Raw genomic sequence first — 12082 nt, 5'->3', positions numbered from 1 at the left:
CCTAGCCTCTTCTCCCACTGGGAGAAGGGGAATCAACTCTTGCTCCCTCTCCTGCGGGAGAGGGTTGGGGTGAGGGCAAATCCGAGCCTTCTTTCACGACCTTAAGCTCAAAGCATCCGTCCCACCCGTCCGATGATGGGTAATCCAATCGATTTGCGCTGCCACAGTTGCACCATCATCCAGAAGTTAACCAAAAAATAACCAGAGGTGAGTAGACTAGCCGTAATCAAAATTGGAATCTGGGAAGATTCTGAGGCAGTCGCGCCAAATCCCAGCAAAAGATAGGCAACTAGCCAACCAAGGCAGACCTTAATGACCAGACGACTGAGGGCGCGCTCTTGGCGACCGCCTCCCCGACGATAGAGCGTCCAGAGCGCTGGGAAAAAGCCGAACACAGGCAATAGATAGAGGAACAATTTAATATGACGGCTCTCGTCACGCTCTAGAAAATCAGTCATAAGACAGGGAGTAGTGATTAAGGAAGATGAACAATGGGATCAAGAGAGATAATAATAACTAGAGACTTCCCAAAAGAGTCAGGAACGTCACCGTTACTTCTTGCTGCATCATGCCCCAACGCAACAGGCTATTAACTTGGTGGGAGTCGTTGTCTCCCTTATTCCGTGCGATCGCGATCGCTTTATTCATTCCACTCGTTGTTCTCAATGCGTGGGCGTTAGCGTCGATCTTTACTTACTTCAATTCGCTGATTGTGATCCTCTTGGGGGCATCACTGCTGACGTTTTTGCTCAACTATCCAGTGAGCTACATGCAGCAACATGGAGCCACCCGTGGACGAGCGGCGATCGTGGTGTTTTTGTTTGCGATCGCGGTGCTGTTAGGGCTGGGCGTGACGCTTGTGCCGATTGCGCTCCAGCAGGCTGAGCAACTCGTGGTTCGTTTACCCGAATGGATCGATTCTGGACAACGACAACTGATTCTTTTAAACGATCAGTTAGAGAAAGCGGGCTTTCCGATCAGTCTAGATGTGTTAGCAGACCAAATCACATCCCCGGTCAAAATTCAGCTTCAGCGATTGGCGGGCGATATTTTAGGATTGGCGGTAGTGACGGTCACAAGCTTGCTTGATGTACTGCTGACGTTGGTTTTGACGTTCTATCTGCTACAGTTTAGCGATCGCTTGTGGGAGAGTTTGGTCGAATGGCTGCCTCTCAGGATTCGAGAGCCGTTTACCGAAACGATTCGCCTCAGCTTTCAAAACTTTTTCTTTGGACAATTGATCTCATCGACCTGCATGGGATTTGTCTTGACGGTGACTTTTCTGACGCTGCGAGTTCCCTTTGGGCTACTGTTTGGACTGACGATCGGCACGATGGCGCTAGTTCCATTTGGTGGGTCAGTTGGAATTGCGATCGTCTCGATTTTGGTCGCCTTACGGGATATTGGTCTCGGTGTTGAGGTGCTAATTGCCTCGCTGATTGTGCAGCAAATTATTGAGAACTTAGCCGCACCGAGAATTTTGGGCAGTGTGACCGGACTGAACCCCGTCTGGGTGTTTCTGTCGATTCTGACAGGGGCACGAGTGGGCGGTTTGTTGGGAGTTATTATCGCTGTGCCGACTGCCGTGGTGATTAAGAGCATTCTGGTGACGCTGCGATCGCCCCACGCCCCGATTGTGGATGCACATGGCGTTGAATCTCCAGTTGCGATCGCGGACGCAAATCGAGTTGAGGATCGGCGGGAAACGTCTGTCTCTTAAAAGATTGAAGCGATGGAGTTCATAACATAACAAGCGGAACCACCGATAGGATGGAGCCGCTTATTTTTTGGGCACGATAATTCTGTCCGAAACACAGTGAGATTTCAACCGATGTCAACCGACAGAATTAGTGCAACGCTCAGTGCGGCAGACCAAGTGGCGGTGATGAGTGCGGTTGCTTCGCAGTTCCCAAAGCGATTGGCTTCGCCAAGCTCCCCAATTTTGCTGACTTGCTCTAGCTGCGGGCGCAAAGACAGCATGGGAGACGGCTCATGTGATGATGGAGAATGGATATGCAGAGCCTGTATTGCAGGTATGACCTATTCTCGTTGAAGGTTAAAATAATAGTGAAGCGTTGGAATCATTCTAATGAGACTAGATCGTATTACGAGCGATCCAAAACGGATGAATGGACAACCCTGCATTCGTAATCTTCGCCTTACGGTTCGTCGGGTGATTGAGCTATTAGCAACTTATCCTAATCGAGAAGAATTACATCAAGAGTTTCCAGAGCTAGAGGAGGAAGATATCCGACAAGCCCTAATTTTTGCCTCTTCCTATTTGGACGATCGCATCATTGAGCTTCCTAATCGCTATGAAACTGTTGCTTGATCAGGGATTGCCACTCTCTGCGGCAGCGTTGTTGCGTGATGCAGGTATCGACACTATCCATGTTGGTGAAATTGGGATGTCTGAAGCTGAAGATGCAGGCATTATTCAGAGAGCCAAAGACGAGGGGCGTATCGTTGCGACTCTTGATGCAGATTTTCATACTCTGCTAGCACTTGATGTAGCGATCGCTCCTTCAGTCATTCGCATTTGGATTGAAAGATTACGTGCCCAGGCGCTCACGGATCTTTTGCTGACAGCGATCGCTGAATGCGAGGAGGATCTAGAACAAGGATCAGCCATTACGGTTGAGCTGAGCCGTATTCGTATCCGTCGTTTGCCGTTAGTGCCAGATGTCTAACAATCCCGTTGCACACCGACCGTATAGCGTCTTTGCGTTGAGTCCAAAAGGTTACTAGCGGCGGGTGGACAGGTCGTTAGATGGCTTAGGCTATCTGTAGGGGGTACTTCAAGATAATTGGCGAGGCATTCAGCACTGAGTCGAACTCATCTGTAGGCGATGCAAAATAGAGCAGTTGGAATTCAACTGTTAACTGAGCATTGATTTTACAAACAATGCCAAAAGGGATCACTTTTACCACTATCGATCTCGCTCGTCACGCTGACCTGTGCGTATGCTTCCGCCGTGATTCCTACGAGTGCAGCTTTTTGAATGGAGCACAACGTTTTGATCAAGAAAACGGTAAAGACGGAAAGGAATACCTCGATTGGCTGCAAAAACAGATTGCTGAGTTACCTGAGGGATGCGTCCATGTTTTAGAAGATGGACACATTGTTGGTCAAGTCGAGATGCGTTTGCGTGAGCAACCAAGACTTGGTTATGTCAATTTGTTCTACTTAATTCCTGAAGCGCGAGGCGGAGGGATAGGTGATGAACTAAATCAGTATGCAATTAAGGTATTCAAGAAGTTAGAGGTCAGCAAAGCACAGTTGTCAGTCAGCCCAAGCAATCACCGAGCAATAGCATACTATCGTAAGCATGGCTGGGTTGATCTTGGTCCACGTCCTGGACATCCAGAGGTGCATTTGATGGAAATTACAATCCCTTGCGCCACCTAACAAATCAAATGCAGCGGACAGTTCAAGCCCCTGGTGGTGCCTTCAGGACTGACTACCGCCGCTGATTTGTGCCGTTAACCTACTTAGATTTTTAGTTGTCGCGTAAGTTGAACTAACTCGTAGACAATAAACAAAATTTAGAGAGTCATAAGTAGGGCTAAGTATGCACCCAGAAGACACAGCCGCTCGATACAATCGGATTGCTGAGTGGTGGCAGACTCAGCATCAGGACTCGCTTTATGGAATCGTGCAGTTGGAGCGGGCCATCAAATTCACGCACAAGAAGCAATTCGCTCTTGATGTAGGGTGTGGAAGCAGCGGACGTTTTATTAAAGTCCTCAACGAACATGGATTTCAAGTGGAAGGACTGGATATTTCTGAGGAAATGATCGATTTAGCCAAGCAACTGCATCTAGGCATTACCTTTTATCGGGAAGATATCTGCTGTAGGTCTCCTCCCAAACTCTACAGCTTGATTGCTGCTTGGGACGGCACGTTCCATCTGCCACTAAACCTGCAAGAACCTGTTATGAAAAAGCTATGCGATGCCCTCAAAGCTGATGGCGTGCTGATGTTCACCTGTGGGGGTAGACATGGAAGATGAGGTTTCTAGTACATTTCAAGGTCAAGACTTTGAGTACAGCACGCTGGGCGTTAACGCTTTCCTAAAGCTTCTGGATGAGCATCAGTGTACATGTCTTCACCTTGAATACGATCAATATCCTGAAAATCATGTGTATGTGATTGCTCAGAAAGCTTGATCAACTATTTTTGTTGAATATTTTATTTTTGTGGCGTAGCCGATCGCCAGACTGCATCCGCTACGCGACAGGCATCTCGCATTTCTGCCACGTCATGAACGCGAACCACACCAGCCCCTTTTGCGATCGCGCTCACACACGCGGCGGCTGTTCCCCAAACTCGCTTTTTTGGATTAGGCTGATTGAGGATATGACCAATAAAACTCTTGCGAGAAACCCCCACTAAAATCGGGCACTTCAAACGCTGAAATTCATCTAGACGGCGCAGGATTTCGAGACTTTGATTGTATTTTTTGGCAAATCCAATACCCGGATCAATCATGATGCGATCGCGATTAACACCCGCTGCGATCGCGGCTTCGATTCGTTGCTCTAAGAACTGAAGGATCTCTTCAATTAGATCATCATACTCTGTTAACGTTTGCATTGTTTTTGGTGTTCCACGCATGTGCATCAAAATGATCGGAACACCAAGCGTTGCTGTTGTTGTTAGAATTTGAGGATCATACATTCCGCCAGAGATATCGTTAACGATATCGGCTCCAGCCGCGATCGCGGCTTCTGCGACTTGCGATCGCGTCGTATCGATAGAAATCGGAATTTGATCAAAAGTGCGATCGCGGCGAATCGCTTCAATGATTGGAACCACACGCTGGAGTTCTTCCTGTAGCGTCACCTCTTCTGCATTAGGGCGAGTCGATTGTCCACCCACATCTAGGATATCTGCACCATCGGCCACCATTTGATGCGCTTGCCTTAGCGCAGTCTCTACCGTATTGAACTGTCCGCCATCGCTAAAACTATCGGGCGTCACGTTAAGGACGCCCATAATGTAAGTTCGTTCACCCCAAGAGAACGTGCGATGAGTACGCACGTCTCCGGAAGAACCGCGCAAAGACCGAGAATTTAATGACATAAGGCGTGCAATTCGTAGTCTGCAATCCGTAATTTAGTGTTCTCTTACATAACGAGTCACAGACTACGAATCTACACTATTCTTGGGCGTCAAACGGCTGAAATGAAGGTCAAATTACATGATCAAATTACACAATCTGACTCAAGAAATTCACCTTGTCTTCAGTACCCGCCGACTGAAGCGCTGTGAGCACCTCTTTTGCAGCATCCGATACTTGATAATCCGCAGGCAGCGCAATGAATTGGTCGCCCATGTGACGAGCGAGTTGAGACCAGACCAGTAAGCGATCGCTTGGAGTCAGTGCTTCGTATGCGCTAAGTGGTGGCTCAACACCATCGCCTGGAGCCAGTTCTGCCATTGCTTTGCTTGGGTTAATGTCAAGCGCTACTTCATCGCGATCGGTATCAGACAACACATCTTCTAGAAAATGAAGTTGTCCTTCATGGCGCATTCCCAGAACTCCTTTCACCACATCTTCAACATGTTTTGAGGCAGTGGATGGCACCGATGCAGCTACTTGGGAATAGATTTGACCTAGTGCCGCAATTTGGTCATTAATCGGAAGTTGTTTGAACTTAGACACCAAAGTAGTAGCGTCTGTATTCGTAAATGTCATGTGTGCCTCGCTTCTTAAACAGTGCTGATGCAAGCCTAAGAATTAATCTGCGATCGTACCCCTACATAAAGTTCAAATAACTTAACCTAGATCAATCTCTCACGAGACAGATCAGAAGGTACGACATAGGAAGGACGCTAGATATCAGTAAATACGAAAGACTAGAGAACAGAAAAAAGGTTTGGGAGTAAGCTCTATGCTTCATTTGTTTGCCGCCGCATTTCCAGAGGCTCCATCCACTGCATTATTTAACTGGCAAGGAACGCCCCTGATTATCGGCTCTTGTCTTTTTGTATTGTTCATTGCTAGCCGCACTATCAAATATCCGCATGTCGGCGCGAGAATGCCGTTACCGTTTTCTAAATCTTTATTCAATAACATTAGCGTTGCTGGATTTTTAGCATCCATGAGCTTTGGGCATGTTCTTGGCTTTGTGCTAACGTTGGCACTTGCAAACACAGGTGTGAAATAAATATCTAAAAAGATACCTAAAACAAAGAGCAGGGATGTGCATCATCTCTGCTCTTGTTATGATTAATCGCTACTGCAATCGCTAACTAAAGCGGTCGGTAAACGCGGTAGTTGATGCTGGGAAAGATATTGTCAATCGCTTCGACCTTCTCTAGCCAGCCCGAATCGACTTTACCCATGTTTAGATCGTCATAGAGTTTGTTGAAGCGCTGGAGGTGCGATCGCGTTCTTCTCACGGCATAAGGAACCATCGTTCCAGTTCGCATAATGAACGCCCAGTCTGACGATTGCGCTAACAGTAGTTCTCTTGCCGCTTGATTCAGTGATCGCCATTCCAACTCATCCGCCGGTTCGCGCTTACTCAGTTCGATCATGCGCTCTGCGGATTTATGCAAGTGTGGATAAATCCAAGCATTCGTATCGTTTAACCAATATTCGTGAAACCCTTTGTAGCCCCAGCTTGACTGTGATGGGCGGCAGACCTGCTGCGTCGGTTCGGCCTGCAAATAGTCCGCCAAATGCGTCATGGCAAACGTGCCCTGATCAAACCAAGATTTGCGGAATAGGTAGTCAATAAACCACGGGCCTTCATACCACCAATGCCCGAAGAGTTCTGCATCATAAGGTGACACCACGATCGGCGGACGATGCATCATGCTATAAAGATTTTCGACTTGCCGCTCTCGGTTATACATGAAGTTAGCGGCGTTCTCGGCGGCTTTCTCGCGCGCCCAGTACGGATCGTAAAGCTGCTTATCTGACAGTCCAAGTCCTTTTCCCGTGATCCGATGGTACTTGATGCCCACATTCTTGCGCTGACCGTTGGGCATCACATAGGGCTTGATGTACTCGTACTCTGCATCCCAGCCCAAATCGCGGTAAAACTCGCGATACTCCACAGAGCCGGGATAGCCGACCTCCGATGACCAAACTTGCTGCGACGATTCGTGGTCGCGTCCGAACGCAGCGACTCCCGACTCAGTAAAGATGGGCGCGTAGCTGCCAAAGCGAGGACGAGGACGAGCATAAAGAATGCCGTGTCCATCGGTAAGGAAATAGCGCAACCCTGCATCGGCAACCATGCGCTCCAATCCTTCGTAGTAAGCGCATTCTGGCAACCAAATTCCTTTTGGCGCACGACCAAACGTTTCTTCGTAATGTTCACAGGCCACCTGAAGCTGTGCCCACACAGCCTGCGGATACATCTTCATCAACGGCAGATAGCCATGCGTTGCGCCACACGTGATGATCTCTAAGTTGCCGCTATCGAGAAACTGCTTAAAGGCTTTAACCAAATTGCGATCGTACTTCTCCCAAGTCTGCCGCACTCCGTTAAATTCTTTGGCATAATGTTCTGCCAAGTAGCGCATGTGGCCATTGTGGGCGTGGCGTTCGACCTCTAGTTCAGTCAATTCTTCTAGCTGCGCTAAGTGTTCGTCGTAGCGTTCTTTCAGCAGCGGATCGAGCAGCATAGACACCAACGGCGGTGTCATGCTCATTGTGATTTTGAAATCTATTCCATCGCGTTTCAGTCCCTCAAACACCTGAATTAATGGGACATACGTTTCTGTAATCGCTTCATAGAGCCATTCTTCTTCCAGCACATAATCACTTTCGGGGTGACGCACAAAGGGTAGATGAGCGTGCAGGACGAGAGCAACATATCCGATACTCATAGGATGTTTTGAGAACTAGTTAGCGATCGATTGCCCAAATTGTAAAGCAAATTGGTAGATAAAAAGTTCTATGGGGATCAGATTCTAACGATCGGGGATCAGATTCTAGCGTTCCTCTACGTGTATTGGATTGAGTGATCGTTAAGGCAATAATTTAATGCTTTGTCAAGCAATGAATTAAGGGATTGCGACCTGCTTCGTGAGGAGGGACACCTCCGATAACGCTACATAAACAGGAATAAAGTCGGCATTATCATTCTTTGTAACGCCTCCGATACAAAAGGTTAATCTAAGGGCATAAAAATTTCTTTTTTGTAATAAAATTTATATAGCGAAAGAAATAGGATCCTTGCGTATAATCTGAGCAGGAATCTTCATACTATTTGAAGATTTCAGTTTGGATCGAAGACCCTTTAGCAGAACGCCTTACACAATGCCTCGGATACTCGTTATAGATGATGATGCTGCTATTTCTGAGTTGGTCGCCGTCAATTTAGAGATGGCTGGCTATGATGTCAGCCAAGCTGGCGATGGCATTCGTGGTCAAGCAATGGCGTTGCAGCTTCAGCCCGACCTGATCATGCTCGACCTAATGTTACCGCAGGTGGATGGATTTACCATCTGTCAGCGATTGCGCCGCGACGATCGCACGGCAGACATCCCGGTTTTGATGCTAACGGCACTCAGCCAAACCTCAAACAAGGTAGAAGGCTTCAATGCAGGGGCGGATGATTATTTGACGAAGCCGTTTGAAGTTGAAGAAATGCTGGCACGGGTTCGGGCATTGTTGCGCCGTACTGATCGCATTCCTCAAGCGGCAAAACATACAGAAATTCTCAGTTATGGCCCGTTGGTACTGGTTCCAGAGCGGTTTGAAGCGATTTGGTTTGGTCAAACGGTGAAGCTAACCCACCTGGAATTTGAATTGTTGCACTGCTTGCTTCAGCGTCACGGACAAACGGTATCCCCCAGCGAGATCCTCAAAGAGGTGTGGGGCTACGATCCCGATGATGATATTGAAACCATTCGTGTGCATGTGCGACATCTGCGAACGAAGCTAGAGCCCGAGCCGCGTCATCCCCGTTACATCAAAACGGTCTATGGTGCAGGCTACTGTTTAGAACTACCTGGTGAAGGCGCTCAAGAAGAGAATCTATCATCCTCGATCGCAGGATAAAGGTTAGTCTGTGGTAACAACGCAAGGCATGCCATTTCCCAAATAGGGCGATAGGTTTCTGCTACTTTATGGGTTAAATGACAAGGTAGATGTCAAACCTTAGTCGAGTATGCAGCAATCGGAATTGAAAATTGCTCTCCTAATTGATGCAGACAATGCTCCCGCTTCAAAAGTCTCAGCCATTTTGTCTGAAATCGCAAAATACGGAGTTGCTAACATCCGTAAGGCTTACGGGAATTGGAAGAGTCCTGCAATGAAGTCTTGGGAGGACTGTTTGCATAAGTGTGCTATTCGCCCTGTGCAACAGTTTGACTATACAAAAGGAAAGAATGCGACTGATGCAGCAATAATTATTGACGCTATGGATTTGCTGTATACGCAGCGTCTAGATGCCTTTGCAATAGTGTCTAGTGATTGCGACTTCACTCCATTGGTAATGCGTATTTTGACCAACGGCTTAAAGGTGTATGGATTTGGTGAAGCGAAAACACCTCTCCCTTTTGTCTCTGCTTGTTCTACATTTTTGTACTTGGAGAAGCTCAGCCAAGCTAGAGAAGCTAAGCCTTCTGAGAACCTTGCGGATGCAAAGAAACCTGCCAACGAGTCGAAGAAATCTACACCTGCCAACGAGTCGAAGAAGTCTACGAAAGAGTTGAAACAGTGCAAGGTATTAGCCACAAAAGATACTGCAAAGCAATCCGCAGGGGCGAGGAAATCTACGAAGGAGTTGAGACAAGACGCCAAACTGGTTGCGCTACTCAGGAGTGCTGTTGCTGACACTCAAGATGACAGCGGCTGGTCAGAGCTGGGGCAAATTGGCATTTCCCTTTCAAATCAAGCATGGTTTAACCCACGCAACTACGGATACGCAAAGCTGAGCGGTTTAATTAAGGCAATTGACCTATTTGAGGTTCAACGAAAAGATAAAACGGTATTCGTAAGAAACAGGCAGAAAAGCAGTGTTAGCAAGGCCCTTAGCGCATAGAAGCTATCAGACATTGATACAAACCTGAGTGAGATGTTTCTAGGACAATCCGCACTGTCCGCGTTGCCGTAAGAAGTGATCGCACAACACCAGCGCCACCATCGCTTCAACCATTGGCACAGCTCTCGGCAATACGCATGGATCATGGCGACCTTTCGCTGCCAGTGTGACTTCTTCTCCATCATTCGTCACAGTACGCTGTTCTTTGCGAATCGTTGCCGTTGGCTTGAAGGCAATTCGTATCACAATGTCTTCACCATTCGAGATGCCGCCTTGCACACCGCCAGAGCGATTCGTCATCGTTCGGATTGTGCCGCTATCAGAATAGAACTCGTCGTTGTGTTCGCTTCCAGTGAGCAGCGTTCCGGCAAAGCCTGAGCCAATTTCAAACCCTTTGGTTGCAGGTAAGGACATGACCGCTTTCGCTAAGTCGGCTTCTACTTTGTCAAAAACGGGATCGCCCAGCCCCACCGGAACCCGTCTTGCTACACATTCGACTACGCCACCGATCGAGTCGCCCTGATTGCGGACTTGCTCGATCAAATCGATCATACGATCGCTGCACTCCGCATCCGGACACCGCACAATATTACTCTCAACTTGATCCATCGTTACAGCACTCGGATCGATCATCGCTTCGATGTCTTTGATGCGCTTGACATAGGCGATGATTTCAACATTTGCCGCTTCTTTGAGGATCTTCTTAGCGATCGCGCCTGCTGCGACTCGTCCAATCGTTTCTCGCGCCGAAGATCGCCCGCCGCCCTGCCAGTTGCGAATCCCATACTTTGCGTCATAGGTTGCATCCGCATGAGACGGACGATATTTCACCGACATCTCATCGTAATCCTGCGATCGCTGGTCTTTGTTTCGCACCAACATTGCGATCGGCGTTCCCAGCGTCTTTCCTTCAAACACGCCCGATAGAATTTCACACTGATCCGCTTCTTTGCGAGGCGTCGTAATTTTGCTTTGTCCTGGACGCCGCCGATCTAGCTCCACCTGAATTTCTTCTGCTGAAATCTCAATGAGCGGTGGGCAACCATCAATTACCACACCCACACCGCCGCCATGTGATTCTCCAAATGTGCTAATGCGAAACAGATGCCCAAATGTACTGCCCATGAGTGTCTATGCTGAAGGGAGTCTTTCATCGTACCGGAAAAAGAATTCGTAGCCCACAACTCGCACTGGAAAAGTTTTTCCTAATGACGACTGACAGACTACGAACTAACAGCTATTTTATGGGTCGCCCGGGATTCGAACCCGGGACCAGTCGGTTAAAAGCCGAATGCTCTACCGCTGAGCTAGCGACCCTTGCGGTGTTTTGACCTTAACCACAATAGCACGTATCTCTAGAAAGTGGAGAAAAATATTTTAGACTTTGGACAAAACCTGGCTTCATCGGGACAAAACCTAGTTTCATCTAAGCCGGAACTCCCAATTTCAGACTTTAGATTCTCATCGACAAGTTGCTAAATTGTCAGACGTAGTTTGATTTGGTGCAGTTCGCTCATGAGGGAAGATGTATTGCCCGTTGCTGCGACGATAGCCGCTGACCGCTACTCGCTTTGGATTGACTCCAGAACACGCTGAATCTAAAGCTGAATTGACGCCAGATTCGTTGCCCCACGATGGAGATTGAGGCGCGATTCCTTCGGAGTTGCGCGGAGGGCTAATTGCAGTAGATTGACGCACTGATTGAAATCCGATGACGCTGAGAGCGGAGACCACAGCACATGCAGCCGTAACCGCAATCCACCTCTTTGGATTTGAGGGGTTTGAATTTGAGGGGATTGAAGCTTGATTGGCTGAGGTTGATGTATCAAACTCTCCAACTAAGTTTTTAAGTTCTTGAATTAATTCTGCAACTTCAGATTGAACTTGTGAACTAGCGGCATTGTATTGATCGCAAATTTGATGTAGCAATGCCGCTAGCTCTTGCGGATGTCTTTCAGAGGCTTTCTTCATAGCCGCAACAATTAGCTTTTGAAGTGCTGCCGCTTCCAAAAAATCGCTTCTTTCTTCAGATCTTTTAAATCCCACTGTTCACCTAGCGCTATATGACTGC

16 protein-coding genes and 1 tRNA gene are annotated in these 12082 nt (G+C 47.9%); 9 read left to right on the top strand and 8 right to left on the bottom strand.

The window, feature by feature from the left end:
* Window positions 1–107 precede the first annotated feature (107 nt).
* Window positions 108–458 carry a hypothetical protein gene (locus AC5JLB_RS12675; RefSeq protein WP_495874189.1) on the bottom strand — a complete coding sequence of 117 codons (351 nt, stop codon included), beginning with the start codon at window positions 456–458 and terminating at the stop codon, window positions 108–110.
* A gap of 110 nt (window positions 459–568) precedes the next feature.
* On the opposite strand from AC5JLB_RS12675, the gene AC5JLB_RS12670 reads away from it, so the two are divergent.
* On the top strand, window positions 569–1720 hold the full coding sequence (locus tag AC5JLB_RS12670; protein ID WP_495874188.1) for an AI-2E family transporter: 1152 nt from the start codon (window positions 569–571) through the stop codon (window positions 1718–1720).
* A gap of 104 nt (window positions 1721–1824) precedes the next feature.
* Here AC5JLB_RS12670 and AC5JLB_RS12665 read toward each other — a convergent pair whose 3' ends face one another.
* Window positions 1825–1980 carry a hypothetical protein gene (locus AC5JLB_RS12665; RefSeq protein WP_495874187.1) on the bottom strand — a complete coding sequence of 52 codons (156 nt, stop codon included), beginning with the start codon at window positions 1978–1980 and terminating at the stop codon, window positions 1825–1827.
* 109 nt (window positions 1981–2089) lie between these two features.
* On the opposite strand from AC5JLB_RS12665, the gene AC5JLB_RS12660 reads away from it, so the two are divergent.
* The 5 genes from AC5JLB_RS12660 to AC5JLB_RS12640 all read left to right on the top strand — a co-directional run bounded on the left by AC5JLB_RS12660 (window position 2090) and on the right by AC5JLB_RS12640 (window position 4170).
* On the top strand, window positions 2090–2332 hold the full coding sequence (locus AC5JLB_RS12660; protein WP_495874186.1) for a DUF433 domain-containing protein: 243 nt from the start codon (window positions 2090–2092) through the stop codon (window positions 2330–2332).
* The gene (locus tag AC5JLB_RS12655; protein ID WP_495874185.1) at window positions 2316–2690 is read left to right on the top strand and encodes a DUF5615 family PIN-like protein; all 375 of its coding nucleotides are present in this window, start codon (window positions 2316–2318) and stop codon (window positions 2688–2690) included. Before AC5JLB_RS12660 ends, AC5JLB_RS12655 begins: the two co-directional genes overlap by 17 nt.
* 200 nt (window positions 2691–2890) lie before the next feature.
* Window positions 2891–3409, top strand: a complete 519-nt coding sequence (locus tag AC5JLB_RS12650) for a GNAT family N-acetyltransferase (RefSeq protein WP_495874184.1) — start codon at window positions 2891–2893, stop codon at window positions 3407–3409.
* 163 nt (window positions 3410–3572) lie between these two features.
* On the top strand, window positions 3573–4013 hold the full coding sequence (locus AC5JLB_RS12645; protein WP_495874183.1) for a class I SAM-dependent DNA methyltransferase: 441 nt from the start codon (window positions 3573–3575) through the stop codon (window positions 4011–4013).
* Window positions 4003–4170 carry a hypothetical protein gene (locus tag AC5JLB_RS12640; RefSeq protein ID WP_495874182.1) on the top strand — a complete coding sequence of 56 codons (168 nt, stop codon included), beginning with the start codon at window positions 4003–4005 and terminating at the stop codon, window positions 4168–4170. Before AC5JLB_RS12645 ends, AC5JLB_RS12640 begins: the two co-directional genes overlap by 11 nt.
* 22 nt (window positions 4171–4192) lie before the next feature.
* On the opposite strand, the gene folP is transcribed toward AC5JLB_RS12640, so the two are convergent.
* Window positions 4193–5086, bottom strand: a complete 894-nt coding sequence (folP, locus tag AC5JLB_RS12635) for a dihydropteroate synthase (protein ID WP_495874181.1) — start codon at window positions 5084–5086, stop codon at window positions 4193–4195.
* Between the two features lie 127 nt (window positions 5087–5213).
* Entirely contained in the window at window positions 5214–5702 is a 489-nt protein-coding gene (locus AC5JLB_RS12630) for an orange carotenoid protein N-terminal domain-containing protein (RefSeq protein ID WP_495874180.1), read from the bottom strand.
* Between the two features lie 196 nt (window positions 5703–5898).
* Between AC5JLB_RS12630 and AC5JLB_RS12625 the strand changes: the two genes are divergently transcribed.
* On the top strand, window positions 5899–6174 hold the full coding sequence (locus tag AC5JLB_RS12625) for a photosystem I reaction center subunit X (protein WP_495874179.1): 276 nt from the start codon (window positions 5899–5901) through the stop codon (window positions 6172–6174).
* A gap of 85 nt (window positions 6175–6259) precedes the next feature.
* Here AC5JLB_RS12625 and AC5JLB_RS12620 read toward each other — a convergent pair whose 3' ends face one another.
* Window positions 6260–7849 carry a glycoside hydrolase family 57 protein gene (locus AC5JLB_RS12620; RefSeq protein ID WP_495874178.1) on the bottom strand — a complete coding sequence of 530 codons (1590 nt, stop codon included), beginning with the start codon at window positions 7847–7849 and terminating at the stop codon, window positions 6260–6262.
* Window positions 7850–8282: 433 nt separating this feature from the next.
* Between AC5JLB_RS12620 and AC5JLB_RS12615 the strand changes: the two genes are divergently transcribed.
* Both AC5JLB_RS12615 and AC5JLB_RS12610 read left to right on the top strand, forming a co-directional pair.
* Window positions 8283–9026, top strand: coding sequence for a response regulator transcription factor (locus tag AC5JLB_RS12615; RefSeq protein ID WP_495874177.1), 744 nt, complete (start codon window positions 8283–8285; stop codon window positions 9024–9026).
* A gap of 109 nt (window positions 9027–9135) precedes the next feature.
* Window positions 9136–10011 carry an NYN domain-containing protein gene (locus AC5JLB_RS12610; RefSeq protein WP_495874176.1) on the top strand — a complete coding sequence of 292 codons (876 nt, stop codon included), beginning with the start codon at window positions 9136–9138 and terminating at the stop codon, window positions 10009–10011.
* Window positions 10012–10050: 39 nt separating this feature from the next.
* Here AC5JLB_RS12610 and aroC read toward each other — a convergent pair whose 3' ends face one another.
* The 3 genes from aroC to AC5JLB_RS12595 form a co-directional block, all read right to left on the bottom strand.
* Window positions 10051–11136: a chorismate synthase gene (gene aroC, locus AC5JLB_RS12605; protein ID WP_495874175.1), complete on the bottom strand. Its 1086-nt coding sequence runs from the start codon at window positions 11134–11136 to the stop codon at window positions 10051–10053.
* Between the two features lie 120 nt (window positions 11137–11256).
* Window positions 11257–11328 (bottom strand) — tRNA-Lys (locus tag AC5JLB_RS12600).
* A gap of 144 nt (window positions 11329–11472) precedes the next feature.
* Window positions 11473–12057, bottom strand: a complete 585-nt coding sequence (locus tag AC5JLB_RS12595) for a hypothetical protein (protein WP_495874174.1) — start codon at window positions 12055–12057, stop codon at window positions 11473–11475.
* Between the last annotated feature and the right edge of the window lie 25 nt (window positions 12058–12082).

The sequence above is a fragment of the Myxacorys chilensis genome, assembly GCF_059505265.1.
The sequence above is the reverse complement of the archived record's forward strand: the minus strand, read 5'-3'. Positions and strand labels throughout refer to the sequence as shown.

Coding starts and splice junctions, on each gene's coding strand:
- AC5JLB_RS12675 (WP_495874189.1), bottom strand. CDS start 458: ATGACTGATTTTCTAGAGCGTGACGAGAGCCGTCATATTAAATTGTTC.
- AC5JLB_RS12670 (WP_495874188.1), top strand. CDS start 569: ATGCCCCAACGCAACAGGCTATTAACTTGGTGGGAGTCGTTGTCTCCC.
- AC5JLB_RS12665 (WP_495874187.1), bottom strand. CDS start 1,980: ATGCTGTCTTTGCGCCCGCAGCTAGAGCAAGTCAGCAAAATTGGGGAG.
- AC5JLB_RS12660 (WP_495874186.1), top strand. CDS start 2,090: ATGAGACTAGATCGTATTACGAGCGATCCAAAACGGATGAATGGACAA.
- AC5JLB_RS12655 (WP_495874185.1), top strand. CDS start 2,316: ATGAAACTGTTGCTTGATCAGGGATTGCCACTCTCTGCGGCAGCGTTG.
- AC5JLB_RS12645 (WP_495874183.1), top strand. CDS start 3,573: ATGCACCCAGAAGACACAGCCGCTCGATACAATCGGATTGCTGAGTGG.
- AC5JLB_RS12640 (WP_495874182.1), top strand. CDS start 4,003: ATGGAAGATGAGGTTTCTAGTACATTTCAAGGTCAAGACTTTGAGTAC.
- folP (WP_495874181.1), bottom strand. CDS start 5,086: ATGTCATTAAATTCTCGGTCTTTGCGCGGTTCTTCCGGAGACGTGCGT.
- AC5JLB_RS12630 (WP_495874180.1), bottom strand. CDS start 5,702: ATGACATTTACGAATACAGACGCTACTACTTTGGTGTCTAAGTTCAAA.
- AC5JLB_RS12625 (WP_495874179.1), top strand. CDS start 5,899: ATGCTTCATTTGTTTGCCGCCGCATTTCCAGAGGCTCCATCCACTGCA.
- AC5JLB_RS12620 (WP_495874178.1), bottom strand. CDS start 7,849: ATGAGTATCGGATATGTTGCTCTCGTCCTGCACGCTCATCTACCCTTT.
- AC5JLB_RS12615 (WP_495874177.1), top strand. CDS start 8,283: ATGCCTCGGATACTCGTTATAGATGATGATGCTGCTATTTCTGAGTTG.
- AC5JLB_RS12610 (WP_495874176.1), top strand. CDS start 9,136: ATGCAGCAATCGGAATTGAAAATTGCTCTCCTAATTGATGCAGACAAT.
- aroC (WP_495874175.1), bottom strand. CDS start 11,136: ATGGGCAGTACATTTGGGCATCTGTTTCGCATTAGCACATTTGGAGAA.